The 24550-nt window shown below is 65.0% G+C and carries 27 protein-coding genes and 1 tRNA gene; 11 read left to right on the top strand and 17 right to left on the bottom strand.

Annotated features, from left to right (window positions below; genetic code table 11):
• Positions 1–14 precede the first annotated feature (14 nt).
• Positions 15–2051, bottom strand: a complete 2037-nt coding sequence (locus ACVJ5M_RS06720; protein WP_231143802.1) for a methyl-accepting chemotaxis protein — start codon at positions 2049–2051, stop codon at positions 15–17.
• Between the two features lie 17 nt (positions 2052–2068).
• A complete protein-coding gene (locus ACVJ5M_RS06715; protein WP_231145451.1) occupies positions 2069–3058 on the bottom strand; it encodes a TRAP transporter substrate-binding protein in 990 nt (329 codons plus the stop codon).
• Positions 3059–3257: 199 nt separating this feature from the next.
• Here ACVJ5M_RS06715 and ACVJ5M_RS06710 point away from each other — a divergent pair, with 199 nt between their 5' ends.
• On the top strand, positions 3258–3506 hold the full coding sequence (locus ACVJ5M_RS06710; RefSeq protein ID WP_231143801.1) for a hypothetical protein: 249 nt from the start codon (positions 3258–3260) through the stop codon (positions 3504–3506).
• 23 nt (positions 3507–3529) lie between these two features.
• On the opposite strand, the gene ACVJ5M_RS06705 is transcribed toward ACVJ5M_RS06710, so the two are convergent.
• Positions 3530–4450 carry a TonB family protein gene (locus tag ACVJ5M_RS06705; RefSeq protein WP_063980675.1) on the bottom strand — a complete coding sequence of 307 codons (921 nt, stop codon included), beginning with the start codon at positions 4448–4450 and terminating at the stop codon, positions 3530–3532.
• Between the two features lie 61 nt (positions 4451–4511).
• Positions 4512–5312: an enoyl-CoA hydratase-related protein gene (locus ACVJ5M_RS06700; RefSeq protein ID WP_063980674.1), complete on the bottom strand. Its 801-nt coding sequence runs from the start codon at positions 5310–5312 to the stop codon at positions 4512–4514.
• Positions 5313–5471: 159 nt separating this feature from the next.
• Between ACVJ5M_RS06700 and ACVJ5M_RS06695 the strand changes: the two genes are divergently transcribed.
• Entirely contained in the window at positions 5472–6446 is a 975-nt protein-coding gene (locus ACVJ5M_RS06695; RefSeq protein ID WP_063986031.1) for a 2-dehydropantoate 2-reductase, read from the top strand.
• A gap of 3 nt (positions 6447–6449) precedes the next feature.
• Here the strand turns inward: ACVJ5M_RS06695 and ACVJ5M_RS06690 are convergent, their stop codons facing one another.
• The gene (locus ACVJ5M_RS06690; protein WP_063980673.1) at positions 6450–7127 is read right to left on the bottom strand and encodes an alpha/beta hydrolase family protein; all 678 of its coding nucleotides are present in this window, start codon (positions 7125–7127) and stop codon (positions 6450–6452) included.
• Between the two features lie 128 nt (positions 7128–7255).
• On the opposite strand from ACVJ5M_RS06690, the gene ACVJ5M_RS06685 reads away from it, so the two are divergent.
• Entirely contained in the window at positions 7256–8401 is a 1146-nt protein-coding gene (locus ACVJ5M_RS06685) for an acyl-CoA dehydrogenase family protein (RefSeq protein ID WP_063980672.1), read from the top strand.
• Positions 8402–8407: 6 nt separating this feature from the next.
• Here ACVJ5M_RS06685 and ACVJ5M_RS06680 read toward each other — a convergent pair whose 3' ends face one another.
• Positions 8408–9382 carry a helix-turn-helix domain-containing protein gene (locus tag ACVJ5M_RS06680; protein WP_063980671.1) on the bottom strand — a complete coding sequence of 325 codons (975 nt, stop codon included), beginning with the start codon at positions 9380–9382 and terminating at the stop codon, positions 8408–8410.
• 158 nt (positions 9383–9540) lie between these two features.
• On the opposite strand from ACVJ5M_RS06680, the gene ACVJ5M_RS06675 reads away from it, so the two are divergent.
• Positions 9541–10266: an alpha/beta fold hydrolase gene (locus ACVJ5M_RS06675; protein WP_063980670.1), complete on the top strand. Its 726-nt coding sequence runs from the start codon at positions 9541–9543 to the stop codon at positions 10264–10266.
• A gap of 198 nt (positions 10267–10464) precedes the next feature.
• Complete coding sequence (locus ACVJ5M_RS06670; RefSeq protein ID WP_063980669.1) at positions 10465–12075, top strand: ABC transporter substrate-binding protein; 1611 nt, start codon at positions 10465–10467, stop codon at positions 12073–12075.
• A gap of 36 nt (positions 12076–12111) precedes the next feature.
• Here ACVJ5M_RS06670 and ACVJ5M_RS06665 read toward each other — a convergent pair whose 3' ends face one another.
• Together ACVJ5M_RS06665 and ACVJ5M_RS06660 are read right to left on the bottom strand one after the other, a co-directional pair.
• Positions 12112–13251: an amidohydrolase/deacetylase family metallohydrolase gene (locus ACVJ5M_RS06665; RefSeq protein WP_063980668.1), complete on the bottom strand. Its 1140-nt coding sequence runs from the start codon at positions 13249–13251 to the stop codon at positions 12112–12114.
• Positions 13252–13472: 221 nt separating this feature from the next.
• Complete coding sequence (locus ACVJ5M_RS06660; protein WP_231145503.1) at positions 13473–13892, bottom strand: hypothetical protein; 420 nt, start codon at positions 13890–13892, stop codon at positions 13473–13475.
• Positions 13893–13964: 72 nt separating this feature from the next.
• On the opposite strand from ACVJ5M_RS06660, the gene ACVJ5M_RS06655 reads away from it, so the two are divergent.
• Entirely contained in the window at positions 13965–14135 is a 171-nt protein-coding gene (locus tag ACVJ5M_RS06655; protein ID WP_231145450.1) for a BA14K family protein, read from the top strand.
• Positions 14136–14366: 231 nt separating this feature from the next.
• On the opposite strand, the gene ACVJ5M_RS06650 is transcribed toward ACVJ5M_RS06655, so the two are convergent.
• Positions 14367–14443: transfer RNA gene (locus tag ACVJ5M_RS06650), tRNA-Arg, on the bottom strand.
• Between the two features lie 142 nt (positions 14444–14585).
• Between ACVJ5M_RS06650 and ACVJ5M_RS06645 the strand changes: the two genes are divergently transcribed.
• Complete coding sequence (locus ACVJ5M_RS06645; protein ID WP_063980666.1) at positions 14586–14939, top strand: VOC family protein; 354 nt, start codon at positions 14586–14588, stop codon at positions 14937–14939.
• 123 nt (positions 14940–15062) lie between these two features.
• Complete coding sequence (locus tag ACVJ5M_RS06640) at positions 15063–15356, top strand: GYD domain-containing protein (RefSeq protein ID WP_063980665.1); 294 nt, start codon at positions 15063–15065, stop codon at positions 15354–15356.
• A gap of 57 nt (positions 15357–15413) precedes the next feature.
• Here the strand turns inward: ACVJ5M_RS06640 and ACVJ5M_RS06635 are convergent, their stop codons facing one another.
• The 5 genes from ACVJ5M_RS06635 to ACVJ5M_RS06615 all read right to left on the bottom strand — a co-directional run bounded on the left by ACVJ5M_RS06635 (position 15414) and on the right by ACVJ5M_RS06615 (position 20180).
• Positions 15414–16370: a tripartite tricarboxylate transporter substrate-binding protein gene (locus tag ACVJ5M_RS06635; protein WP_063980664.1), complete on the bottom strand. Its 957-nt coding sequence runs from the start codon at positions 16368–16370 to the stop codon at positions 15414–15416.
• A 47-nt stretch (positions 16371–16417) separates the two neighbouring features.
• A complete protein-coding gene (locus ACVJ5M_RS06630) occupies positions 16418–16789 on the bottom strand; it encodes a dimethylsulfonioproprionate lyase family protein (RefSeq protein ID WP_028159929.1) in 372 nt (123 codons plus the stop codon).
• 27 nt (positions 16790–16816) lie between these two features.
• Complete coding sequence (locus tag ACVJ5M_RS06625; RefSeq protein WP_354097897.1) at positions 16817–17455, bottom strand: RraA family protein; 639 nt, start codon at positions 17453–17455, stop codon at positions 16817–16819.
• Between the two features lie 23 nt (positions 17456–17478).
• Positions 17479–18996: an AMP-binding protein gene (locus ACVJ5M_RS06620; RefSeq protein WP_354100013.1), complete on the bottom strand. Its 1518-nt coding sequence runs from the start codon at positions 18994–18996 to the stop codon at positions 17479–17481.
• A gap of 155 nt (positions 18997–19151) precedes the next feature.
• The gene (locus ACVJ5M_RS06615) at positions 19152–20180 is read right to left on the bottom strand and encodes an alpha/beta hydrolase (RefSeq protein WP_063980661.1); all 1029 of its coding nucleotides are present in this window, start codon (positions 20178–20180) and stop codon (positions 19152–19154) included.
• A gap of 208 nt (positions 20181–20388) precedes the next feature.
• Between ACVJ5M_RS06615 and ACVJ5M_RS06610 the strand changes: the two genes are divergently transcribed.
• On the top strand, positions 20389–21024 hold the full coding sequence (locus ACVJ5M_RS06610; RefSeq protein WP_063980660.1) for a hypothetical protein: 636 nt from the start codon (positions 20389–20391) through the stop codon (positions 21022–21024).
• A gap of 76 nt (positions 21025–21100) precedes the next feature.
• Here the strand turns inward: ACVJ5M_RS06610 and ACVJ5M_RS06605 are convergent, their stop codons facing one another.
• Entirely contained in the window at positions 21101–21316 is a 216-nt protein-coding gene (locus ACVJ5M_RS06605) for a hypothetical protein (protein ID WP_063980659.1), read from the bottom strand.
• 29 nt (positions 21317–21345) lie between these two features.
• The gene (locus ACVJ5M_RS06600) at positions 21346–22353 is read right to left on the bottom strand and encodes a 2-dehydropantoate 2-reductase (RefSeq protein ID WP_063980658.1); all 1008 of its coding nucleotides are present in this window, start codon (positions 22351–22353) and stop codon (positions 21346–21348) included.
• Positions 22354–22520: 167 nt separating this feature from the next.
• Here ACVJ5M_RS06600 and ACVJ5M_RS06595 point away from each other — a divergent pair, with 167 nt between their 5' ends.
• Together ACVJ5M_RS06595 and ACVJ5M_RS06590 are read left to right on the top strand one after the other, a co-directional pair.
• Positions 22521–23123 carry a YidB family protein gene (locus ACVJ5M_RS06595; RefSeq protein WP_063980657.1) on the top strand — a complete coding sequence of 201 codons (603 nt, stop codon included), beginning with the start codon at positions 22521–22523 and terminating at the stop codon, positions 23121–23123.
• Positions 23124–23165: 42 nt separating this feature from the next.
• Complete coding sequence (locus tag ACVJ5M_RS06590) at positions 23166–23438, top strand: GlsB/YeaQ/YmgE family stress response membrane protein (RefSeq protein ID WP_080586664.1); 273 nt, start codon at positions 23166–23168, stop codon at positions 23436–23438.
• 126 nt (positions 23439–23564) lie between these two features.
• Here the strand turns inward: ACVJ5M_RS06590 and ACVJ5M_RS06585 are convergent, their stop codons facing one another.
• Complete coding sequence (locus ACVJ5M_RS06585; RefSeq protein WP_063980656.1) at positions 23565–24350, bottom strand: SDR family NAD(P)-dependent oxidoreductase; 786 nt, start codon at positions 24348–24350, stop codon at positions 23565–23567.
• Between the last annotated feature and the right edge of the window lie 200 nt (positions 24351–24550).

Raw genomic sequence — 24550 nt, 5'->3', positions numbered from 1 at the left:
GGTTTTCCCGGGGTTCAGGCCGCCGAGCGGATGGTGTGGAGGAAATCGTCGACGTTCGACCTCATCGAATCCGCCTGCTGCTTCAGGGCGGCTGCGACCGTCAGGGCGGCTTCGGCGCCGGCGTCGGTCTCGCCTGCCACGGCGCGCACCTGCCCGATTTCCTGCGTCACCGCCGAGGTGCCGTTGGCCGCCTCTTCGACGTTGCGCGCGATTTCGCCCGTGGCCGCGCCCTGCTCTTCGACGGCCGCGGCAATCGCCGTGGCGATGTCGGCCATTTCCTTGACGGTGGAGCCGAACTGCCTGATCGCCTGAACCGATTGGCCGGTCGCACTCTGGATCGTCGCGATCTGGCTGGCGATCTGCTCGGTCGCCTGCGCCGTTTGGGTGGCGAGACTCTTGACCTCGCTGGCGACGATCGCGAAGCCCCGGCCGGCGTCGCCGGCGCGCGCCGCTTCGATGGTCGCGTTCAGCGCCAGCAAATTGGTCTGGCTGGCGATGGCCTGAATCAGCTGAATGATGGTGCCGATCTTCTCAGCCGCATCCGACAGCCCATGCATCAATTCTGAGGTGCGGTTGGTCTCGTCGGTCGCCCTGTTCGAGACCGCGACGGAGCGGTGCACCTGGCTCGAGATTTCACGGATCGAGGCCGCGAGTTGCTGGGTGGCGGAGGCGACGGTCTGCACATTCATCGATGCCTGCTCGGCGCGGGTCGCGACCGCTTCGGCGAGCCCGCGTCCGCGTTCGGCGACCTTTGCCAACTCCTCGGCGCTGCGCCCCATGTCGTCGGCACGGCCGCCGACACCGGAAATGACTCCCTGCATGCCCTGCTCGAAGCGGCCGGCAAGATCCGACATCATGCGGGCGCGGTCAGCCTCGCTGGCTTCGCGCTGTGCCGTCGCCTCGCCTTCCATGCGGCGAACCGCCAGCGCGTTTTCGCGGAACACCTCGACGGCGCGCGCCATGCGGCCGATTTCGTCGCGCGAGTCGCCGCCGGGGATCGGCTCATCGAGCTCGCCCGCCGCCAGCGATTGCATCCGGTCGGTCATGCTGCGAATCGGACCGGACACGCTGGCGCCGATCAACCACGCCAGCACCGCTCCCAGCAGCAGCGCGCCGGTCGCGGTCGCGATGACGGTCTGCTTGGTCTGATCGACCGCTGCCGCGGTCTTGTCGCCCTGCTCGGCGCGCACAGTGCCGAGCTTCGCGTTGATCTTGTTGACGTGGTCGTCGATGGCCGCACTGGCCTTCTTCAATTCGGCCTGCCTGGCGCGCAGATCGGCGGCCACCTTGATGACCTCGTCCAGCGCGGCCGCGTCGGCAGTGATCGCGGTCTTGAGCGCGGCGACCAGCGCCTTCAGTTTGGCGTCGTTCGCCCCCGCCAGCTCAGCCTCGGTGTCCGCGATCGCCAGCTGGGCGTAGGACAAGGCCTGCTTGGCGTCGTCGGCATCGCCCGTCGACAAAGTGGAGCCATAGCGCATCACGGTGATCCGCAGTGCGTCAACGACGCCGGCCAGACGCATCGGGTTGACCAGCCGTTCCGCGTCTTCGGACCGGTTGGCGAGCGCAACCTGAATGCCGCTGACATTGAGGCCGGCGGCTGCACCCTGGGCGTCGGTTTTCGTGGTCGCGGCGCGCAGCCGATCCGCCGCCTCCGCTGCCGCGGTGAACGACGAGCGATAGGTTTCCAGCGCGGTCTTGACCGGGCCGATGCCTTCCGCGATCGCTTGCAGCTTGCCGAACTGCCGGTCGACCTGATCGGCCAGTTTGCCGACGCCGTCGATCGCCTTGGCCGCGGCATCCTTGTCGCCGACATTCCAGGTTCGGATGAATTTCTCGACCGCCGAGTTCGCCTCCAGAAGCGCGGCCCGCGCCTGTGACATGCCGGCGTCGCCGGCAGCGCTGGTCACGAGCTCATTGACCGTTCCGCCGATCCGCTCGACCTGGACCATGGCGAAGCCCCCGAGCAGGACCAGAAAGCTGAGAACCAGCGCGAAGCCGCCGAACACGCGCGGACGAACGCCGACGCGGGACATCATGTGCGATAATTTCATGGCAAATCCGAAATTCTTCAACGGGTGGAGCGGATGGCGGCGAGCAGATCCTTGCCGAACCGCTTCTCGAATTCCTGATCGAGCGGTTTGACCGCGTCGACGAACGGCTGGCGATCGAATGTCTCGATGACGTCCATGCCGCCGCTACGCACCTGCTCGAGCGACGCGGCATCGAGCTTCGCCTGCCAGGTCGCCTCCGCTCCCTCCTTCGCCAGCGCGATCAGCATGGCCTGGTCGGCCGGCGGAAGCTGTTCGAACATGGCACGGTTGGCGACGAATGCGATCGGCGCGAAGAAGTGACCGGTCAGCGTGAGGTATTTCTGGACTTCGTAGAGCCGGGAGCCGGCGATGGTCGGCACCGGATTTTCCTGCCCATCGAGCCGGCCGTCCTTCAGCGCGGTATAGACCAGCGGAAATTCCATCGGGACCACTTCGGCGCCGAGCGCCTTGAACGTCATCTGGTAGATCTCGTTCGGAATGACGCGAATCTTGAGCCCTTTGATATCCTCGGGCGAGCGAACCGGCCGTTTGGAATTCGTGACGTTGCGAAATCCCTGTCGGCCGATCGCCAGCAGCGTCAGCCCCTTGTCGGCGAATTTAGTGGCGATCGCCGCGCCGGCCGGACCTTGCGCCACGGCCTTCGCGTGGGCTGTGTCGCGGAACAGGAAGGGAATGTCGAACACGCCAAGTTCGGGGACGACCGAACTGACCACAGACCCCGACAGCACCGCCATATCGACCGAGCCGGCCCGGGTCGCCGCCAGGATGGCGTTCTCGCTGCCGAGCGCGTTGGTGGCCCGCTCGTCGATCACGATGCGCTTGCCGGCCGACGCCACCAGCTTCTGGCGAAACTCATCGGCTCCGATTTGCTGCGGGCTCCCCAGCTGGGAATTGAACGCCAGAGAGATCAATCGCGGTGAAGCGGCAGCCGATTGCAGAACCAGCAGCCCCGCCGCCGCGGCGACGATCGATCCGGCTTTCCAAAGTCCCAAAACTTGTCTGTGCATTCGACACCATGGCGTGACAATTGTCGTAACCCTAATGGCGGGGAATGATTGAACCCTTAAGGAAGGCCCCGCGGAATTACGGAGATTCGCCTCGATCCGCCGCCGACGAGATTTGGGACAGAGGTCCGATGCAGATGGTATCGGATTGCTATGTGATAATGAGTGGTTCGGGGGAATGACGATGGGATCAAGGATAAACGTGGCCGCCGCCATCGCGATCGGCATCATGGGCGGTACGGCCCCGGCCCGCGCCGAGGTCGCGCAATGCCGGCTCATACAGGCCAAGCCGGAGCGCGAAGCGTGTTACCAACGTCAGGAAGCCGCGCTGGCCGCCAAGCGCAAGCCGGAGCCGAGCGCGGAAAGCAAGACGCTCGAATCGATGCGCCAGATGCGGCAGGACGACGATGCCGTCTATCGCAGCATCAACAACATCTGCCGCGGCTGCTGAGATCGCAACCGAGCTCAAGGCGCCTAACGTTCCGACTGATTTCGATAGATCAGTGAGATCACGAAGGCCTCGATCGACCTGCTGCCGGGAGGCAATGGCGGGAACGGTTGTGCCTGCCTAAGGGTATTGAGCGCCGCCTCATCCAGCATGGCCGAGCCTGAGCTGGTTTTCACGCTGCTCGCCGCGAGCAATCCCCAGCGGGTGATGCTGAATGCAAGCTCCGCCACCCCTTCGACCCTGTCGCTGACGGCCTGCCGCGGATAGGACTTTTCGATTTGCAGCCGCGCAACCAACATGCGGCCGTATTCATCGATGGATTTCACACCGGCGCCCTTCGCCGCGCGCACATTGTCACGCGCCAGCGTGCTGCGGCCGTCGCTCGGGTCACGCTTGAGCAACCGGTCATAGTCCGCGATCGCGAGATCGAATGCCTTTTTCCGGCTGTAAGCCCATGCGCGATCCGCATAGGCGTCCCCGGAACGAGGATCGAGCTTGATCGCCCGTGTCATGTCGGCGATCCCAGCATCGAACTGTCGCAGCAAAACGTATCTCCGCCCCCGGGACAACAGGCGCGATGGCGCCGGATCAAGCCGGAGCGCCGCATCGAAATCCTTGAACGCGGCGTCATCTTCGAGACGGTACCAGTGCAGGAAACCGCGATGCATGAAGGCGTCAGCATTCCCCGGATGATTTGCAATCGCTTCGTCGAAATCGGTCAAGGCATGTGCGAAGTCGTCCTTGTCAAAATAGGCATCGGCGCGGCGGGCCAGCAGTCGGGATCGGCTCTCCTTGTTCTTCTCCTGATCGAGCAGTCTTGTGCAGATCTCGATGCGTATGTTGGAGGCAACCTTCTCGTCATTGCAGACGACGCTGTCATCGGAGCTTGCATGACCGGGCCAGATTGCGACGAGCAACGGCAGTGCAAGAATGAACTTCCGACGCATGACCTCTCAGCCCCCACACTCTCGATAGTGGTGGCCATCCAGCACATCGCCGGAGCAAAATCTACCCTTGGTTGCTCCAACGCCCCGCGCGCTTTTCGGCGAACGACGCTAGGCCCTCCGCCGCCTCCGCGCTCTGACGCTTGACCGAATGCAGGTGCACGAGCCGCTTGTACGCGGCATCGTCCACCGCCATCCCGCCAAACGAGCTCTCCAGCGCGAGCCGCTTGGTCTCGGCCATCGCCTCCGGTCCGTTGGCAAGGAGCTGCTCGACCACCTTGGCGCCGGCAGCCTCCAGCTCGGCGAGCGGGACGACCTCGTGGACGAGGCCGATGCGGCGGGCGTCTTCGGCGCCGAAGCGTTCGCCTGTCAGCGCGTAACGGCGGACTTGCCGTACACTAATGGCATCGCAAAGCTGCGGGATGATGATCGCGGCGGTCAGCCCCCAGCGCACCTCCGTGATCGAAAACAGCGCATTGTCCGCCGCGATCACGACGTCGCAAGCGGCAATCACGCCGGTGCCGCCGCCAAAACAGCCGCCCTGTACCAGCGCGATGGTCGGGATTGGCAAGGTATTGAGCCGCTGCACGGCCTCGAAGGTCGCCCGCGACGCCGCCTCGTTCGCCTCAGCCGATTGCGGCCGCACGCCGTTGATCCATTTGAGGTCGGCGCCGGCCTGGAAATGCTTGCCATTGCCCCGGAGCACGACGACGCGAAGGTTGGACTTCCTGCCGAGATCGTCCATGGCCGCGAGCACGCCTGCGATCAATGCGCCGTCATAGGCATTGTTCACTTCAGGCCGGTTCAACGTGACGGTCGCAACCCCACGCTCATCGAGGGTCCACAGGACGGGGTTGGCAGTCATCGGCGATCCTCCGGTCATCTTGTTTGCCGCCCACTATGGCTGAGGCAACTCATCCCGATCCATATCTTTCCGGCGTAGGGCGGCCGCGTCCATCGCATGGCGGCTTGTGTCATGCTGCTGCCGGGCGACATCACGGGATCAGGGACGGGACATCACACCATGCGCATCTGCATTTTCGGCGCGGGCGCCGTCGGCAGCCATATCGCGGTCAGGCTGGCCCGCGCCGGCCATGAGGTCTCGTGCGTGATGCGCGGCGCCCATCTGGAGGCGGTCCGCGCCAATGGCCTGAAGCTGCGCGTCGGCGATTCCGAGGTCACCGCCAAGGTGAACGCCTCCGGCGATGCGGCCCAGCTCGGCCCGCAGGACGTCGTGATCAGCACGCTCAAGGCGACCGCGCTGACGGGCCTGGTCGCCAGCATAAAACCGCTGCTCCATGACGACACCGCGATCGTCTTTGCGCAGAACGGTATTCCCTGGTGGTACGGCATCGGCCTGCCGCCGCGGCATCCGACGCCGCCCGACATTTCCTTCCTCGACCCCGGCGGGCGCTTGCGCGCTTGCATCCCGAAAGAGCGGATCGTCGGCGGCGTCGTCTTCTCCTCCAACGAGGTGACCGCGCCCGGTGTGGTGCAGAACCTGACGCCGGACCGCAACCGCCTGCTGATCGGCGAATGCGACGACCGCAATTGCGAGCGCATCACCAGGCTTCGCGGCGTTCTCAACGATGCTCGGCTGGAATCGCCGCCGGTGGCGGAGATCCGCGAGGCGATCTGGTCAAAGCTCCTGACCAACATGTCACTGTCGGTGCTGTGCCTGCTCACCGGCCAGACCGCGCGCGGAGTGCGCGACGACCCGGCCTTTGCCGAGGTCATTCCGCGCATGCTGAACGAGGCTAACGACATCGCGCAGCACTTCATCCCCGAGGTCAAGCGCGTGACGCGCAGCGGCCCCGCCCCCAACCACAAGCCGTCGCTGCTCCAGGATTACGAGCTCGGCCGCGCCATGGAGATCGACGTGCTGGTGAAGGCGCCCGCCGCCTTCGCCCGCACCGCCGGCCTGTCGACGCCGACGCTCGACCTGATCGCCGCGCTCGCGATCCAGAAGGCGCGGGACAAGGGGCTTTATTCCGCTTGAGCCTTAAGCGAGCTCATCGATCCAGGCCGCCAGCGTATCGAGCACCTCTGTGAGGGCCTCTTCATTCGTCCGGCCGGACTTCTTCAGCACCGCGAAGGAATGATCGCCGCCGGCGACCTCGTGCAGCGTCGCCTTCGGGCCGAGCTGCGCGATCACGGGCTTGAGGAGGCCGAGATCGGCAAGCCCGTCACGCGTGCCTTGCAGGAACAGCATCGGGATCTCGACATGGACCAGGTGCTCGGCGCGCTCCGTCGACGGCTTTTTGTCGGCGTGCAGGGGAAAGCCGAGGAAGGCGAGCCCTTTGACGTCAGGTAGCGGCGCCTTGGACTGCGCCTGCGAGGTCATGCGCCCGCCGAACGACTTTCCGCCGGCAACGAGCTTCAAGCCGGGGCAGAGCCGCGCTGCCTCCTCGACGGCCGCACGGATGGCGGCATGCGCGACCGCAGGCTGATCGGGACGCCCCAGCCTCTTCTCCATGTAGGGGAAATTGAAGCGAAGCGTCGCAATGCCTCGACCGGCGAGCCCCTCCGCAATCTTGTCCATCGATGCATGGCGCATGTCGGTACCGGCGCCGTGCGCAAGGACGTAGCAGGCGCGCGCATTGTCCGGCTGCGTCAGGATCGCCGAGACCGTGCCGATGCGCTCGATGTCGAGCTTGAGCTCCTGCATTTTGACAGCCAAGATCAGACACCCCGACAGACGCGTTTTCCGGCCGCCTTGGTAGCGTCACCGGCGCAGCCTGAAAACACAATAATTGCCGCCGCCGACCAGCCTACCAAGGCCGGAAAGCCGCATTGACCGAGGTGACCATGTCCTACCGCTCCTCCTGGATGACCGAAGAGCTCGAAATCTTCCGCGACCAGTTCCGGAAATATCTGGCCAAGGATCTGGCGCCGCATGCCGAGAAATGGCGCGAGCAGAAGATGGTCGACCGCTTCGCCTGGCGCGGGCTCGGCGAGATGGGCGCCCTGCTGGCGAGCGTGCCGGAGGAATATGGCGGCCTCGGCGCCACCTTCGCCTATGACGCCGCCGTGCTCGACGATCTCGAAAGCACGGTGCCGGAGCTCACCACCGGCGTCTCCGTGCACAGCGCCATCGTCGCGCACTACATCCTCAACTACGGCTCGGAGGAGCAAAGGAAGCGCTGGCTGCCGAAGATGGCTTCCGGCGAGATGGTCGGTGCCATCGCCATGACCGAGCCCGGCACCGGCTCGGACCTGCAGGCCGTCAAGACCACCGCGAAGAAGCAGGGCAATTCCTACGTCATCAACGGCCAGAAGACTTTTATTACCAACGGCCAGGCCGCCGATCTCGTCGTCGTGGTCGCGCGCACCGGCGATGTGGGTGCCAAGGGCATTTCGCTGATCGTGGTCGAGACCGCGGGCGCGGACGGCTACAAGCGCGGGCGCAACCTCGACAAGATCGGCCTGCATGCCTCCGACACGTCAGAACTGTTCTTCGACAACGTCACGGTGCCGCCGGAAAACCTGCTCGGCAAGGAGGAAGGCCAGGGTTTTGTCCAGCTGATGCAGCAATTGCCGCAGGAGCGCCTCGCGCTTGCGGTTGGCGCGGTCGCCTCGATGGAGCGCGCGGTCAAGCTCACCACCGAATACACCAAGGAACGGAAGGCGTTCGGCAAGCCGCTGATGGATTTCCAGAACACCGCCTTCACGCTCGCCGAGCGCAAGACCGAAGCGATGATTGCGCGCGTCTTCGTCGACTGGTGCATTGAGCGCCTCGTCGCCGGGGATCTCGACACCGTCACGGCGTCGATGGCGAAATACTGGTGCTCGGACAAGCAGGTCCAGACCGCCGACGAATGCCTCCAGCTGTTCGGCGGCTACGGTTACATGCAGGAATACCCGATCTCCCGCATCTTCATCGATTCCCGCATCCAGAAGATCTATGGCGGCACCAACGAGATCATGAAGCTGCTGATCGCGAGGTCGCTGTAGCTCTGTTCATCGCGCACGCCAATCGCGTGGGCGGCAGCCGAAGCGCTGCTTGAAGCGCCGCGCGAAGTGGGAGAGATCGGAGAACCCCCAGTCGAAGGCGATAGCGCCGATCGCGCGGCCGCCCGATGCCGGATCCTTCAGGTCGGCCGCCGCGCCCACGAGGCGGCGATCGATCACGTAGTCCGAAAATGTCGTGCCGGAGCGTTCGAACAGCTTGTGGACATAGCGCTCGCTGATGCCGACGGAGCCGGCGACCGCCGCGACCGTCAGTCCCGGCTCGCGCAGCCGCTCGTGAATGGCGCGGCGCAGCGCCAGCACGGTCGCGTCTGCAAAGCTTGCGGCTTCCGCCGTCTGCGCCCGCGAGCGGCGCGACAGGCTGAGCGCAACGAGATCGAGCAGCACGTCGAACAGCCGAATGCTGTCCTCTTCCGCCATCCGCAATGCGCCGGCGTTGAGGGAGCGCGCGGTCTCGACGATGAGGTGACCGACATGGGGATCGTCGGAGACGCGCTCGGCCCTGAAATCGAACGACGGCGGCAGCCGGTCGCGCAGGGCGCGCGACGGCACCCAGAACGAAGCGACCCCCAGCATCGGACCGCGATCGTGCAGCAGCGTCACCTCGCGGTCGCTGTCGACGATGCCGACCTGGCCGCGCGACAGGCTGACCTCGCTGTCGCCCTGGAGCATGCGGCAGCGCCCGGCCAGCTTGAAGTTGAGATAGAAGCAGCTCTCGGTCGATGCTGCGATATCGGCGCGCGAGCGATTGACGGTATGCTCGGGAAACATCACCCGGTTGATTGCGCCGGCGCCGAGCCCGATCGTCTCCACCTTCGCAGGGAAGCGCGACGTCGTCGCCGATTCCGGCGTCAGGTTCATGAATGCCTGGCAGATCGCCTCGCGGTAATAGGAAAACTGCTCGTCCGGCCGCGTCACTGCGGTGTTCCAGACGACGTGCCGCGGCCGGCTTGTGACCTGCTCCATCAGTTCGCTCCGAGACCAATCCGGTTCAGCGCCAGCCAAGCGGAAAATGGCCGGCCGGTTCACACTTCGCACAACAAGAATTGTCCGCTGCGCCTCGCGAGCGCCGCAAAGGACCCACGTCATGCCGATCTAACCACACCCTCGGGAGCAGCTACAACATGTCGACCTACGTTCTCGTCCATGGCGCCTGGCACACCGGTGCCGAGTTCGAACCCGTCGCGGCCCCGATCCGCGCCGCCGGCCACAAGGTCTATACGCCGACAATCAAGGGCAATCGCCCCGGCGATGCCAAGACGACCGGGCTGAAGGACGCGATCCAGTCGATCGCCGACTATCTCGCCGAAAACAATCTGAAGGACATCGTCCTGCTCGGCCATTCCTATGGCGGCATGATCATCACCGGCGTCGCCGACCTCGCGCCCGAGCGCATTCGCCGCCTGGTGTATTGGAATGCCTTCGTGCCCAACAACGGCGAATGCCTCAACGACATGGTGCCGCCGCACTTTATCGGGCTGTTCGAAGCGATCGCGGCCGAACGCGGCGACAGCTCTGTGGTGTTGCCCTTCCCGATCTGGCGCGAAGCCTTCATCAACGATGCCGATCTCGAGACCGCGCAGCGCGCCTATGACGTGCTCAACCCGCATCCGTTCGCGACTTTCACCGACAAGATCGCGCTCAAGACCAATCCGGCGGAGATGCCGCTGGCAAAGTCCTACATCAACTGCACCGAGGACGTCGCGATGCCGCACAGCCATCCCTGGCATCCGCGGCTCTCGGAGAAGCTCGGCCTGTTCCGTCTGGTGCAGGTGCCGGGAAGCCACGAGCTGTGCTTCTCCGATCCGGCGCGGCTGGCCAAGGCGATCATGGAGGCGGGGCGCGACTGACGCGCGTCCGTCAAGAGCGCGACGACTTTCGACGATTGCTCCTACCGCCGGCTTCGGCGGCACAGCCCTTGCTTGTCCGCTAACGAATCCAGATCGGTAGAAGCAACCCCTGCTTGTCACGTGTGGCTCCCCGCCATACGCTGCCCGTGTTCGGCAACCGCCATCTGGTTTCGTTTTGCGTCAAGTCAGGAGAAGCGAATGGTTCACGTCTCGCGACGGAAACTGCTTCAGCTTGCGGCTGTTGCGCCATCGGCACTTCCTCTGGCCTGGACGTCGGTTGTATCTGCCGCGACCGGAAAGAAGACCCTGAGCGCGGTGATGCAATCGGACCTTCGCGTCACCGACCCTGGCTTCACGACAGCCATCATCACCCGCGACCATGGCTACATGGTCTACGATACGCTGCTCGGCATCGATTCCAGCTTCAAGGTGCAGCCGCAGATGGCCGACTGGACAGTGTCCGCGGACAAGCTGACCTACACCTTCACCTTGCGCGACGGCCTGAAGTGGCATGACGGTGCACCGGTGACGGCCGAGGATTGCGTGGCCTCCCTGAAGCGCTGGGGTACGAGCGTCGACGGCATGGCGCGCAAGCTGATGGACTTCACGGCCGGTATCGAAGCCGCGGACGCCAAAACAATCGTCTTCAAGCTGAAGGAGCCCTATGGCCTGGTGCTGGAGACGATCGCCAAGCCATCGTCGGTCTGCGCCTTCATGATGCCCAAGCGGCTTGCTGAAACCCCGATCACCAAGCAGATTCCCGAGCAGATCGGCTCCGGCCCGTTCAGATTCGTCGCGGCCGAATTCCAGCCCGGCGTGAAGGCCGTCTACGAAAAGAACACCGACTATGTGCCGCGCAAGGAGCCGGCCGAATGGACCTCGGGCGGCAAGGTGGCCAAGGTTGACCGGGTCGAGTGGATCACGATGCCGGACGCGCAGACCGCGCTCAACGCGCTGCAGTCAGGCGATGTCGATTTCGTCGAGACGCCGCCATTCGACATGCTGCCCGCGCTCGAGTCCAATCCGGACATCAACGTATCCATCCTGAACAAGTTCGGCTTCCAGTCGTTCGGCCGGATGAATTTTCTGCATCCGCCATTCGACAATGTGAAGATCCGCCGCGCCGCGATGCTGGCGATCAACCAGAAGGACGTGCTCGACGCGCAGATCGGCAATCCCAAATACTACAAGCTGTGCGGCGCGTTCTTCATCTGCGACACGCCGCTCGCCAGCGACGCCGGCGGCGAGACCCTGATAAAGGGCAACGGCATGGCGGACGCCAGGAAGGCGTTGGCCGAGGCCGGTTATGACGGCACGCCCGTGGTGATCCTGGCGCCGACCGATCAGATCCTGCTGAAGGCGCAGCCGGTCGTGGTCGCACAGCTGTTGCGCGACGCCGGCTTCAAGGTCGATCTGCAGGCGATGGACTGGCAGACCGTGGTCACCCGCCGGGCAATCCAGAAGCCGCCGAAGGAAGGTGGCTGGAACATGTTCTTTACCTACCAGGGCGCCGCCGACTCCTTGAACCCGCTGGTCAACGTCCCGATGGTCGGCAAGGGCACGAGTGGCGGCTGGTACGGCTGGTCCGAGGACCCCAAGCTCGAGGAGTTGCGCGATTCCTTTGCCCGCGCGACCTCGCCCGAGGAGCGCAAGAAGATCGCGCTTGAGGTGCAGAAGGAAGCCTACGACCAGGTGATCTACGTCCCGCTCGGCCAGTTCCAGGCGCCGAGCGCCTGGCGCAAATCGCTCACCGGCGTGATCGACGGCCCGGCGACGCCGATGTTCTGGAATGTAGACAAGAACGAGTAGCTTCCTCTCCCCGTTCTCACGGGAAGAGGCAAAGCCCTAATTCGGATGCCACCAGCGGCCGCCGATCACGACGCCCTCGGAGACGATCTTGCGATCCCCGATCAGGTGCTCGCCGACGACGTCCTCATAGTCGAACTGGCCCTGCCTGACCGTAACAAGCGTGGCGTCGCCGACGCTACCGGGCTTGAGGCTGCCGAGCTCGGGACGCCGCAGCGCCATGGCCGCGTTCACCGTCGAGGCGGCGACGACGTCCGACAGCTCCATGCCCATGCACAGGAATTTCGACATGGTCGTGACCTGGTCGAACGCCGGGCCGTCGATGCAGAGCTGATGGATGTCGGAAGAGATCGTGTCGGGATAGAAGCCGTTGGCGAGCATCGCGCGCGCGGTCTTGAAGGCGAACGAGCCCTTGCCGTGGCCGATATCGAACAGCACGCCGCGCTCGCGCGCGTCCAGCACCGCCCTCTTCACTGTGCCTTGCGCGGTCGCCGGCGTGTTGGGGAAGGGGCGGAACGCATGGGTCAGCACGTCGCCCGGACGCAGGCGGCCCAGCACCTCCTCGTAGCTCGGCGGCGGATGGTCGATATGCGCCATCAGCGGCATGCCGACCTCGTTCGCGACCTCGAGCGCGATGTCGAGCGGCACGATCCCCGACGTGCCCGAGGAGTGCAGCCCCACGCGCACCTTGATGCCGACGATGAGGTCGCGGTTGGCATCGGCCACCTTGGCCGCCTCGATCGGGTTCATCAGCCGCAACTCCTCGCTCTCGCCGACCATGATCCGGTGCGAGAAGCCGAAGATGCCGGCATGCGAGACGTGCAGATAGGCGAGGATGCGGACCTGGCTCGGCTCGATCACATGCTTGCGGAAGCCCGCGAAATTGCCGGGACCGGCACTGCCGGTATCGACCGCAGTGGTGACGCCGGAGAGGCGGCAGAATTCCTCGGCATCGATGCCGAGCGAGGTGCCGCCCCAATAGACATGGGTGTGCAGATCGATCAACCCCGGCGTCACGATGTAACGCGAGACGTCGCGCACATCGGTGCCCGGATCGGCCTTGAGCCCGGTCCCGACGGCGGCGACCTTGCCGCCGGCAAAGGCGATGTCCGTCACGGCATCGAGCTTCTGGGACGGGTCGACCACACGGCCGCCGCGCAGGATCAAGTCGAAAGGCATTGTTGTCTCCGGATGGGGTAGCGAGGCGTGGCCGGCACGTCGGCAAGGCCAGGAAGGACGTCTTTCGCTTCTAGCAAATTTTGCGCCGACGAGCGTGGCAAACTGCGACGATTGCCCATGACAAAATGGCGATCCCGGGACGACTCGAACTTTCAACCCATGTTTTACGAAACCGCTCTCAGGTCAACAATATCAGCGGCCTGTTCGCTCGGATTCCGGCTTCACGTGCGAAGCTGAAACATCCGCGGCCTATTGAAAAGACGGCGAGCGCGCATCCGGCAAACATGGAGTCGTCGGCAGGTCTCGGGCCAATGAGTGTCCGGCAAAGGTCGAGACGTGGCCGACATCATGTAGCTGGAGAAAAAACGATGGAACGACTGAAATTGCTTGGCGTGATCGCTCTTTGCGCAACCTTGGCGCCGGGAGCGGCCGCCTCTGCGCGCGGCGGCGGACATGGGGGCGGTGGACATGGGGGCGGTGGCGGACATTTCGGAGGCGGCGGCGGATTTCACGGTGGTGGGCACTTCGGAGGCGGCGGAGGCTTCCACGGCGGAGTTGGTCACTTCCGGGCCGCCGGCGGCTTCCATGCGCCACGTCCCGTCGCGGCCGGCGCCGGCTTCCATGGCGGTCAATTCCATCATGCCGGATTCCGGCATCGCTACCGCCACGCATTTGCTTACGGCGGGGGTCTTGGCCTTGGCGGCGCCTTAGCGCTGGGCGCCTATTCGGGCTGGCCTTACTATGGCGGCTACGACGACGGCTACTACGGCGATTACGACGACTCCGCTGATGGCTCGTCCTATTGCGAACAAAAATATCGGTCGTACGACCCGGCTTCGGGAACGTATCTCGGCTACGATGGCAAGCGACACCCCTGCCCATAGCTCGATGTGGTGATGTCTTCGAGCCGTGCTCGCCGGCACCTTGGGAATCCCTGAGATCGCTGACGACGCACGGCTCGAATTGCCGGCGCGTTGCTGTTGCCAGTCTCCCCAAAGCAATATGGTTGTGACGAATGTCGTTGGGAGGCTGCTGATCAATCAGCTCATGATGCGTAGCGTTGCGAAACCACCACGCTCCGCCCCTGGCGGCATCAAGCTAAGTCATCGAAAAGCTGGCGATCCCGGCATGACTCGAACATGCGACCTACGGTTTAGGAAACCGCCGCTCTATCCGGCTGAGCTACGGGACCGCGGAACCCGCTGGTATGGGTTCGATCCCGTCATAGCAGAGCAAAATGCGGTTCGCCAGCCGCAAGGCGGGCCGGATCATCGTCAACCTGAACGGGGCGGCTATACAATCGCTTCCAGGCCCCTCTCGGCGGAGCAGCTCACATGATCGAAAGCATCAGTGCCATCACGCTCGGCACGCATGACATGGGGCGCGCCGTGCACTTCTACCGTTCGCTGGGGTTCGAGCTCCTGTATGGCGGCGAAGCCGCCGCATTCACCAGCTTTCGCGCCGGCACCGGCTATCTCAACCTGACGGCGCAGCCGGACGACAAGCGCTGGTCCTGGTGGGGCCGCATCATCTTCTACGTCGCCGATGTCGACGGGACCTACGAGCGCGCACGCGCCGCCGGATGGCAGCCGTCGACCACGCCGCGCGATGCAGAATGGGGTGAGCGCTACTTCCATCTCACCGACCCCGACGGCCATGAGCTCAGTTTCGCGCGGCCGTTGTCCTGACCGAATAAGTCACATCCGCTGACGTTCCCAACGCGCAGTAGCGCTGTCTCAGCCGCCGTGGCAAGCTCGGCGCGGTTGCCTCAAGCGAGAATTGGATCTGGGTTCTAACCAGGGAGGACGACCATGGTAACCTATGTCGTGCTGGGAAGCTTCACTGATCAGGGAGTCCGCAACGTCAAGGACTCGCCGAAGCGGGCCGACGCCTTCAAGGAGATGGCCAAAACGTTCGGCGTGACCGTGAAAGAGATCGTCTGGACGCAGGGACGATATGACGTTGTAACCGTTCTCGAGGCTCCAGATGAGGCTGCCGCGATGTCGCTCAGCCTTAGTCTCAGCGCACTCGGCAATGTCCGCACCGAAACGCTGCGCGCGTTTTCGGCGGCAGATATGACAAAGATCGTCGGCAAGATGCTCTGACGCTCAAGCCCGCGCGAGCGCACTGAACCCGGGATGGCAATCCCGGGAATAGGCCTCTCATGCCCTGATATTGTTCTCGCGCACCACCTTGCCCCAATAGGCGACCTGCTTGTCGAAGAAGCTCTTGAAGGCGGCGCCGTCCTGGAGCAGCAGCGTCATCTGCTGGGTCTCCTTGAGCTGGGCGGCGGTCGCGGGCTCGCTCAGGATCTCCCTGGACGCCGTCGCCATGGCCGCGACGATATCCGGCGGCGTGCCCGCGGGCGCGAAAACGCCCCACCACGCCAGCGTCTCAAAGTCCGGAAAGCCGGCCTCGATCGCGGTCGGCGTATCCGGTAAGCCCGGCAGCCGCTCGCGGCCGAGTTGCAGGATCGGCCGCAGCATGTTGGTGCCGAGTTGGGCCGAGACCAGCGCCGCCGATCCCGCGATCAGATCGACATGGCCGCCGAGCACGTCGTTCATCGCCGGGCCGCCGCCGCGATAGGGCACGTGCATGATCTCGACGCCGGCCTTGGTGCCGAGCACCGTCATGGCGAGATGGCCGAGCGTGCCGATGCCGACGGAGGCATATTTCACCGCGCCGGGCGTCGCCTTGCAGGCGGCGACCACGTCGGCAAAGCTCTTGTAGGGACGGCCGGCGCCGGCGGCGATCACGTAGGGCGCGGTGCCCACCAGCAGCACCGGCATCAGCTCGCGCTCGACATCGACCGGCGGCTTGTCGAGGATGGACGGGATCACCGCGTGGGAATCGAAGGTGACCAGGAACGTCGAGCCGTCCGGCGGGCTCTTGGCAACCTGCGCCGCGCCGAGCGCGCCGGCGGCGCCCGACTTGTTCTCGACCACGACGATGCGGTTGAGTTTTGTCTGTAGATTGGCCTGCAACAGCCGCGCCATCGCATCGGTCGATCCGCCCGGCGGAAACGGCACCACCAGAGTAATCTTGCCGGCCTGCGCCACCGCTGGCGCGATTGCGAGAATAGCGGGCGCTGCCAGCAGCGTGCGTCGTGTGATCGTCATAGTCCCCTCCCCTTTGGTTTTGCGCCTGGCTTTTTGCTCTTTGGCGCTTAAGTCGTGCCGAAGCCCGACCCCGCTTTTTTGTATTCTGGCCGTGGTGGACTGAAAATGTCCAGCACGCGGGCCCCATCGGGGCCGGCGCGCATCGTGTGCGGCACATTGCCGGGCGTGCGCCAGAAATCGCCCTTCTTTACCGGAATTTCCTCATCGCCCTGGACGCGGATGGCGGAGCCGTCGAGCAGCACGCCCCATTGCTCCTCGGGATGATGATGCAGCGTGCCCTGCGCATGCGGGGCCAGCGTCACCACCGACAGCATCGCCTGCTCGCCGGAAAAGATGCGCGTGGTCACCCCCGCCGCGAGCTCGCGGAAGAGGCCATCGCTGGGATCGTCGATGTTGTGAAATTCGTCCTTCTGGCTCAAGCCGCCCTCCCCTTCATTCTGATCCGATCAGGATTTGCCATAGGAGCCCTGGTAGCGGCCCTCGCGGATCGCCTTCATGGTCTCCTCCTCACGCGCGACCTGGGCGCGGACGGCTTCCAGCAGCGCCGCGGCGCCGGCGGCGGGGAACGACACCACGCCGTCCTCATCGCCGACGACGATGTCGCCGGGCGAGATGACGCTGCCGCCGATCGTAACAGGCACGTTGATCTCGCCGGGGCCGTTCTTGTAGGGGCCGCGATGGATCACCGCGCGGGCGTAGCAGGGAAAGTCGTCAGCGGCGAAGGCCGCGACATCTCGGATCGCGCCGTCGATGACATAGCCTTCGGCTTTGCGCCACTGCGCGATGTTCTTCATGATCTCGCCGACCAGCGCGCGCGTCTCGTCGCCACCGCCATCGACCACGATGACGTCGCCGGGACCGACCAGTTCAAGTGCGCGGTGGATGGCGAGATTGTCGCCGGGGCGGGTGCGCACGGTGAAGGCCGTCCCCACCAGCTTGCCGCCGCGATGATAGGGTTTCAGCCCGACCGCGCCCGCCAACCGGGCGAGATTGTCTGAAATGACCGAGGTCGGCGCGCCGCGAAAACCCTCGATGATCTCGGCCGGCGGCCTCGGCACGCTGTTCGCTGCGATGGTGATCGTCATGTCTCAATCCTTCTGTATTCTTCTTATTCGGCGTGCGCCCGCGCCTTCGCCGGCCGAATCCGGAAGGCGCGCCCTTCCTTCATCCACGCCGCGCGCTCGTCGCGCAACAGGGTGCGGCGAACTTTTCCGGAATCATCGCGCGGCGGGGCGCTGACGATCTCGAAACTCTCGGGGTGCTTGTAGCGGCTCAGCCTGTCTTTCAAGAAGTCCGCCATGCCGTCGGCGATGGCCTGGCCGTCCGCGCCAGGTTCGGGCTCGACGATGGCATGCACGCGCTGGCCCAATTCCGGATCGGGCAATCCCACCACCACGCAGGACCGCACACCGGGGCATTCGGAGACCGCGGCCTCGACCTCGGCCGGATAGATGTTGGCGCCGCCGCGCAGCACCATGTCGGCGAGACGGTCGCCGAGATAGAGATAGCCTTCGGCGTCCAGCCGGCCGATGTCGCCGAGCGACTCCCAGCCGTCCGCGCGGCGCTTCGGCTCGGCGCCGAGATAATGATAGGTGGCATCCCTGCCGTCATTGTTGAGGAAATAGATCTCGCCGGTCTCGCCGGGCGCGACGTCGTTGCCGTCCTTGCCGACGATGCGCAAGCGCGCCATCTCCCCGATCTTGCCGACCGAGCCCTTGTGGGTCAGCCATTCCGTGCCTGATATGATGCAGGAGCCCTGGCGCTCGGTGCCGCCATAGAGCTCCCAGACGCGCTCAGGGCCGAGCCAGGCGATCCAGTTCTCCTTCAGCCAGGGCGGCATCGGAGCCGCCATGTGGAAGACGGTCTGAAGGCTCGACATGTCGTAAGAGTTCCGCACGTTCTCCGGCAGCGCCCAGATTCGGTGCATCATGGTCGGCACGAAATTGACCCATTGCACGCGCTCGCGTGCGATCTGCCGCAACGTCTCCTCGGCGTCGAACTTGACGAGGCCGGTAAGCTGGCCGCTGGTGAACAGCGCGTAGTGCGACACGATGAACGGCGCATTGTGGTAGAGCGGACCGGGATTGAGCAGCGAAACCCCGAATGGAATGTTGAGCGGCGGCGCGGCGACGGTGTCGGTCACGGCCGGCTGATGATCGAGGATCACTTTCGGCCGGCCGGTCGAGCCGCCGCTGGTCATGGCTTTCCAGTAGCGAGCCACCGGCGGATCGAGCGGCTCGTCCGAAAAACCTTCCGGCACGAAATCCGCCGGCAGGCGGTTCGGCGCGTTCCAGTCGGCCTCGCCGCCGACCACCAGCGCGGGCTTCAGGATGTCGAGCACCGCGGCGGCTTCGCCGCGCGGCAGCCGCCACGACAGTGACGTCGGCGTCGCTCCGCACTTCCAGACCGCAAACGAGGTCTCGAAGAACGCGTTGCCGTTAGGCAAACCGATTGCGACAAAGTCGCCGGGCTTGACGCCCTTGGCCATGAACGCCCGTGCGCGCCGATTGGCGCCGCGTTCGAGCTCGTCCCATGTCAGCGTATCCTGCCCGTGACGGACGGCGATCGTGCCTTGCGGTTTGCGTTGAGCGTACCAGCGAGGCACGTCGGACAGGGGCAGCAGCATCAGGTGTTTCCACTTCGTCTTCTTGGCGTCGTCTCAGGATGAGGCGTCGCGAGACGAAGTGTAACAGCCGGAGCCAACGCTTCAAGGGATCTGCCTTCAAGGGATCTGGCTTCAAGGCATCTGCCTTCAAGAGATCTGCCTTCAAGACGTCCGCATCAGCGCTCCGCCCCGCAGCCCGGAATATCGAACAGCGCTGCGAGGCCGCATTTCGAGGTCAGCATCTTGTCGCCGTCGTGGCCGACCCCGGCGACGTCCCAGACCCGGTGATTGGGCGTGCCGCGGTCGCGCTTGGCCATCGCATCCGCATAAGCGTGGCCGCGGGCGTAGCGCGTGGGACCTTGCGCCTCGGCCATGCAGCTCTTGTCCAGCGCAGAATGCTTCGGATTGGTGTCGAGCGTGCCGAGCAGATAGATCACCTCGCGCTCGACATAGCGCTGCTCCAGCGCTACCGGCGTTGCGTTCGCAAGATAGGGCGGACGCCCGTCCATGCCGTATTTCCAATTGTTGTAGCCCGGGCAGGATGCGGCGATCGCCGGCACGGGCCGCGTGTTGCTGAAATAAGCGTAGGAGGAGGGATTGGCGACAACGTAGCGGACATCGATATGCTGGCGCGACAGCGCCGCCTCGCCTTTGCCGGCGATGGCATAGCGTTGCGCGACCTGGCCACCGCCGGAATGGCCGGCGACGACGACCTGCTTCAGATTCGGGAAGATGCGCCGGTCCGAGAGTTTTACGAGGATCGCATCGAGCGCATCGAAGGACGACACCGGATTCGGCGCCAGCGCGGCGTCGCCGCCCTCCCATCCCTCCAGCGACCAGCGCAACGTATCCGCGGGCAGCCTGTGCGCGTCGATATCGATCTCCGCCAGAAACTGCGGGACGATCATGAGCGCGCTCTTGCCGTCGTCGCCCGCGGCAACCTGCGCAGTATGGGCCGACATGTAATATTCGTCGGCATTGCGCAGGCGTCCGTGCAGCACGATGATGGCGCGCGAGATCGCCGGCAGCGGCAGCGACCAGTCGCTGGAGAGATAGAGCGGCAGCATTCCCTGGCCGCCGACCGAAAGCCGCGCGTCGGCGATCGCCCTCACCGGCTTGCGGTTGGGCGCTTCTTCGTCCGCCGCGAACGCATAGCTGGAAATGAACGCCAATGTGATTGCGGCGAGGCGGGCCAACGCTCTCATGACGGATATTCCCCTTCGAATTCAAACCAATAAAGTCTAAGCCGATCATGTGCCGCGCGGCTGTGACTCCCGCGCCACGTCAAGCAAAAAATGTCAGCATTGCAGCCATGAAATTCCCGAGTTCCACGGGTGACAAGCCGGCGATAAAGGGGCAAAAATCGGACCCGACTCAGTTCGGGTTGAGTTTTGCAAGGAATGCTCTCGTAGAATGTCGGACGTAGTTGCATCGCGTCGTGCGGCGCTAGTCGTTGCCGCAGCAGGATTTCTTCTGCTGACGCCGTTGCATGCCCACGCCCAATGGTGGAAGCGCGCGCCGGTCGATTTCGAGGAATGCGCCGACGCCGCCGAGAAGGCCGCGAACAAGACCGAGAAGACGGCTGCGCTTGCCGATTGCAACGCCAAGTTCGCGGGCCGCCGCAAGCCAGGCGGCGGCTATTCCTATTACGATTTCCTCCAGGACCGCACCTTCGACATCGCAGGTCCCAATCCGACACCGGAGGAGCAGAAGAGGATCGACGAATCCTACACCTCCTACCTCGCCAATCAGCGCCGCAGCAATGAAGCCGCCCAAGCCGCCGCGCGTCAGCAGCGCGAGCAGCAGGAACAAGCGCGGCAACAGCAGGTCGCACTGCGAACCGAGGTCGAGCGCGTGTCCGTCCCGGTCGCGCGCGTGCCTGTCCCGGTCGAGCGGCCGAAGGTGCAGCAGTCCGTCAGCCCGCGACCGAAGGGCGCGCCCTGCACCAAGGGCTCGTTCTCCTGCGAATGGCCGCGGCTATCGGAAAGCTTGAGCGATCTGAAGAAGCTGTTCACCCCCGCGCCAAGCAAGCCGGCGAAGAAGGGGTAAGCTCATCGCGCGGCAAACTCCGCTGTCGTCCCGGACAAGCGGAGCGCTGATCCGGGACGACAGCGAGCGTGTGGCGTCAGTTCGGCTGCTTCTTCTTGCCGCGCTTCGGTTTGACCACCGGCGCACGCGTGGGCTCTGTTGTCGTTGGCGAATTGCCCAACTGCGACCTGCTCTCTTGCAACCGCCTGTCATAGCCGGGCGAGCTCACGACCGTTGGCGGCCTTGCGTAGGCCAGCGTCGACGTGCCGCAGAGCGCGGCCAGCGCGAGCCCAATCATCAAACAACGCCTCATCGTTGCTCCTCCCGCCGCCCGGCTCGCACTCAGGCCGCTCCGCGGATCTGCTGCGGCGTCAGCCGCGGCGGACCATTGCCTGCCGTCTCGGCCTGCTTGATCAGCGCAACAATACGGCGCATCAGCGGCACGTCGACGTTGTTCTGCTCGGCGAGCGCGATGACTGCGCCCTGGAGATAGTCGATCTCGGTCTTGCGGCCCTGCTTCAGGTCCTGCCACATCGAGGAGCGCGCCTCGGGATCGATCTTCATCGTGCGCCCCAGGATCGCATTGAAGATCACATCAGGCAGCCTCAGCAGGGTCGGCGTCCACCTCAGCGGGATCGGCGTCGCCGAGACCGGCGTGATGCCGGCGGCCTTCATCGCAGTCACGCCTTCGGCCATCTGGTCGGCGAACAGTCTTCGCCAGTCGCGGTTCGCCAGTTGCGCGGCGAGCGGCATGTCGGACAGCGCACTGAGCGCATTGTTCAAATTGATGATCAGCTTGCCCCATTGCACGCCGGTGATGTCGCGGCTTGCGCGCATGGCGAGGCCGGGCACCGACAGCGCTACGGCCGTATTCGCCTCATCCGCGCCGACATGGATGTCGCCGGACGTCGAGCGGTGGAAGCGTCCCTCGCCCATCGCGATCACGTTGAACGGCACCATGCCGGCGAGCACGTGCCGGCCGCCGAGCCGCTCGCGCAGAACCGCGACATTGCCGACGCCGTTCTGCAGGGAGACGATGACGGCGTCCTGCGGCGCGTGCCGGGCAATCTGGTCCGCGACATCGGCGGTGTCGGCGCTCTTCACCGTGACCAGCACGATGCCGGCGTTGTGAAAGATCGCGGGATCCTCCGACAGCGCCAGCTGGCCCGCGCCGAGCTTCTGCTCGGAGCCGTCGAAATCGGTCAGCCGCAGGCCGAACCGCTCGATCTCGGTTTTGACCCGCGGCCGCACCAGCAGCGCGACGCGGCGCCCTCCGGCCGCCAGCTGGCCTCCGACGAAACAGCCGATGGCGCCCGCGCCGGCCACCACGATCGGTCGATCCGCAACCACCTGACCTTGCTCCCTTGAATGACCTGCCCTCGATAGCAGAGGCAACGCCGGCTGCCCATTGGTTGCGGTGCATTCGCCTTGTAACCGTCATGAGAGCCTCATATGTTTTTGCCCCGGGGGCTGTCACCGGCGAGAACTCGCCGACGAGAACGCCAAAGGAGAGCACCATGGGTCTACTCGACGTCCTCAACGGCATGCAGAACGGCCCCCGCGGCCCGAGCACGCCCAGCTCTGAGCAATCCTCCGGCGGCATGTCGCCAATGACCATGGCGCTGCTCGGCCTGATCGCCTGGAAGGCCTTCAAGCATCTGACGGCTGGCCAGCCCGACGCGGCGCCGGCGCCGCAGCAGCGCTCGCCGCTGCCGCCTCCGACGCCTGTCAATACGGGCAGCAGCGCTGTTCCCGGCGGCCCCGGTGGTAGCGGCGGCCTCAGCGATCTGCTCAAGGGTGGCCTCGGCGGCCTGCTCGCGGGCGGCGCGGCCGGCAGCGTGCTCAGCGGCGGCCTCGGCGATCTCCTCAACCAGCTCCAGCAGGGTGGCCACGGCGAGACCGCGAGCACCTGGGTCGGCAAGGGCGAGAACAAGGCGATCGCGCCCGGCGATCTCGCCAGCGCCCTCGGCGCCGACCAGATCCAAAGCCTGTCCGCCCAGAGCGGCCTGTCGCGCGACGAGCTGCTCTCCGGCCTCAGCCAGTATCTGCCACAGGTGATCGACCACCTGACGCCGGACGGACGGCTGCCGACCGAGAACGAGCTCTCGGGCAGACTTTAATCGAACTTTGATCTACGCATTCTCGGGAAGGGGAGCACTGACATGAGCATGGGCGGCCTGTTGTGGATCATCGTCGTCGGCTTCATCGCCGGCCTCATCGCGCGCTGGCTGGCGCCGGGACCGAACAACCCGAGCGGCTTTATCCTCACCACCATCCTCGGCATCGCCGGTGCGTTTCTTGCGACCTTCATCGGACAGGCGATCGGGCACTACAGCCCAGACCAGGGCGCCGGCTTCATCATGGCCACGATCGGCGCGGTGGTGGTGCTGTTCATCTGGCACCGGCTGGTCGCGAGCGGCGTGATAAAAGGGTAGTGGTGCCGGACGTCGGGCACGACGCCGCCCTCGCACTCCATCATCGCGAGGAGCCCTTGCGACGAAGCAATCCAGACTGTCCGCGCGGACGCTCTCTGGATTGCTCGCTTCGCTCGCAATGACGAATTAAGTTATCAGATGCATCCCCGCATCCATCCGCACGACCTCGCCGGTCATGTTGCTCGACGCCGGCGTTGCCAGGAAGCAGACGAGCTGCGCGATGTCATTGGCGGATGAAGCGACCTTCAGCGGCACCTTCGCCACCACGCTGTCGCGCACCTGCTTGGCGCCGGCCTCGCCGCGGCCCTTGGTGAACCAGGGCGTGTCGATATAGCCGGGGCACACCGTGTTGACGCGGATCAGCGGCGCCAGTGCACGGGACAGCGACAACGTCATCGTGTTGAGCGCGCCCTTGCTCGCAGCATAGGCGATCGACGAGCCGACGCCGCTGATGCCGGCAACCGAGGACACGTTGACCACGGCGGACGGCCGTTCCGAAGCCTTCGCGCCGGCCTCGAGCAGGCTGCGTGCTGCGCGCACCATCTGGAACGGGCCGATCGTGTTGACGCCGTACAAGCGCTGGAAATCTTCAGCCGACAATCCATCGAGATCGGCATGCGCAACATGCTTGGTGATGCCGGCATTGTTGACGAGCACGTCGAGCCGGCCCCAGCCGCTGGCTGCCGCAACGATCTTGCGGCAATCGTCATCTTTTGAAACGTCGCCCTGCGCGACCAGCACTTCCGCCGCCCCCGCCTTGCGGCAGAGTTCGGCCGTGGCCTCGGCTTCCTTCTGGCTCGAGGAATAGTTGATGACGAGCCGCGCCCCGCTCCGCGCGAGAATTTCCGCAGTCGCTGCACCAAGTCCGGATGCGGACCCCGTCACGATTGCGCACAAGCCATCTTTTGCCATCCGGATTTCCTTCCCCTTGATTGAATACAAGCCTTAAGCAGCTGGCCCTGTTTAGCGAGTTTGCCGCGCCCTGCAAATCGACCAAACTCCGCTAAGCGGAATTAGTCCATAGCAGCTCTTGCGCCCATGCCGGAGCCGCAGATGGGCCTGCGGTCAACGCTTGTCAGGGCCATGGCTTTTTCGGATCATCGGGCGCAAGA

The organism is Bradyrhizobium sp. S3.7.6 (assembly GCF_054061875.1).
Note: the sequence above shows the minus strand (reverse complement) of the source record. Positions and strands in the feature narration are given on the sequence as shown.

Coding starts and splice junctions, on each gene's coding strand:
- ACVJ5M_RS06640 (WP_063980665.1), top strand. CDS start 15,063: ATGGTAACCTATGTCGTGCTGGGAAGCTTCACTGATCAGGGAGTCCGC.
- ACVJ5M_RS06610 (WP_063980660.1), top strand. CDS start 20,389: ATGTCGGACGTAGTTGCATCGCGTCGTGCGGCGCTAGTCGTTGCCGCA.
- ACVJ5M_RS06585 (WP_063980656.1), bottom strand. CDS start 24,350: ATGGCAAAAGATGGCTTGTGCGCAATCGTGACGGGGTCCGCATCCGGA.
- ACVJ5M_RS06660 (WP_231145503.1), bottom strand. CDS start 13,892: ATGATGGAATTGACCGCCATGGAAGCCGGCGCCGGCCGCGACGGGACG.
- ACVJ5M_RS06645 (WP_063980666.1), top strand. CDS start 14,586: ATGATCGAAAGCATCAGTGCCATCACGCTCGGCACGCATGACATGGGG.
- ACVJ5M_RS06685 (WP_063980672.1), top strand. CDS start 7,256: ATGTCCTACCGCTCCTCCTGGATGACCGAAGAGCTCGAAATCTTCCGC.
- ACVJ5M_RS06605 (WP_063980659.1), bottom strand. CDS start 21,316: ATGAGGCGTTGTTTGATGATTGGGCTCGCGCTGGCCGCGCTCTGCGGC.
- ACVJ5M_RS06625 (WP_354097897.1), bottom strand. CDS start 17,455: ATGACGATCACCATCGCAGCGAACAGCGTGCCGAGGCCGCCGGCCGAG.
- ACVJ5M_RS06670 (WP_063980669.1), top strand. CDS start 10,465: ATGGTTCACGTCTCGCGACGGAAACTGCTTCAGCTTGCGGCTGTTGCG.
- ACVJ5M_RS06695 (WP_063986031.1), top strand. CDS start 5,472: ATGCGCATCTGCATTTTCGGCGCGGGCGCCGTCGGCAGCCATATCGCG.
- ACVJ5M_RS06720 (WP_231143802.1), bottom strand. CDS start 2,051: ATGAAATTATCGCACATGATGTCCCGCGTCGGCGTTCGTCCGCGCGTG.
- ACVJ5M_RS06635 (WP_063980664.1), bottom strand. CDS start 16,370: ATGACGATCACACGACGCACGCTGCTGGCAGCGCCCGCTATTCTCGCA.
- ACVJ5M_RS06615 (WP_063980661.1), bottom strand. CDS start 20,180: ATGAGAGCGTTGGCCCGCCTCGCCGCAATCACATTGGCGTTCATTTCC.
- ACVJ5M_RS06715 (WP_231145451.1), bottom strand. CDS start 3,058: ATGCACAGACAAGTTTTGGGACTTTGGAAAGCCGGATCGATCGTCGCC.
- ACVJ5M_RS06675 (WP_063980670.1), top strand. CDS start 9,541: ATGTCGACCTACGTTCTCGTCCATGGCGCCTGGCACACCGGTGCCGAG.
- ACVJ5M_RS06590 (WP_080586664.1), top strand. CDS start 23,166: ATGAGCATGGGCGGCCTGTTGTGGATCATCGTCGTCGGCTTCATCGCC.
- ACVJ5M_RS06705 (WP_063980675.1), bottom strand. CDS start 4,450: ATGCGTCGGAAGTTCATTCTTGCACTGCCGTTGCTCGTCGCAATCTGG.
- ACVJ5M_RS06595 (WP_063980657.1), top strand. CDS start 22,521: ATGGGTCTACTCGACGTCCTCAACGGCATGCAGAACGGCCCCCGCGGC.
- ACVJ5M_RS06700 (WP_063980674.1), bottom strand. CDS start 5,312: ATGACTGCCAACCCCGTCCTGTGGACCCTCGATGAGCGTGGGGTTGCG.
- ACVJ5M_RS06680 (WP_063980671.1), bottom strand. CDS start 9,382: ATGGAGCAGGTCACAAGCCGGCCGCGGCACGTCGTCTGGAACACCGCA.
- ACVJ5M_RS06665 (WP_063980668.1), bottom strand. CDS start 13,251: ATGCCTTTCGACTTGATCCTGCGCGGCGGCCGTGTGGTCGACCCGTCC.
- ACVJ5M_RS06620 (WP_354100013.1), bottom strand. CDS start 18,996: ATGCTGCTGCCCCTGTCCGACGTGCCTCGCTGGTACGCTCAACGCAAA.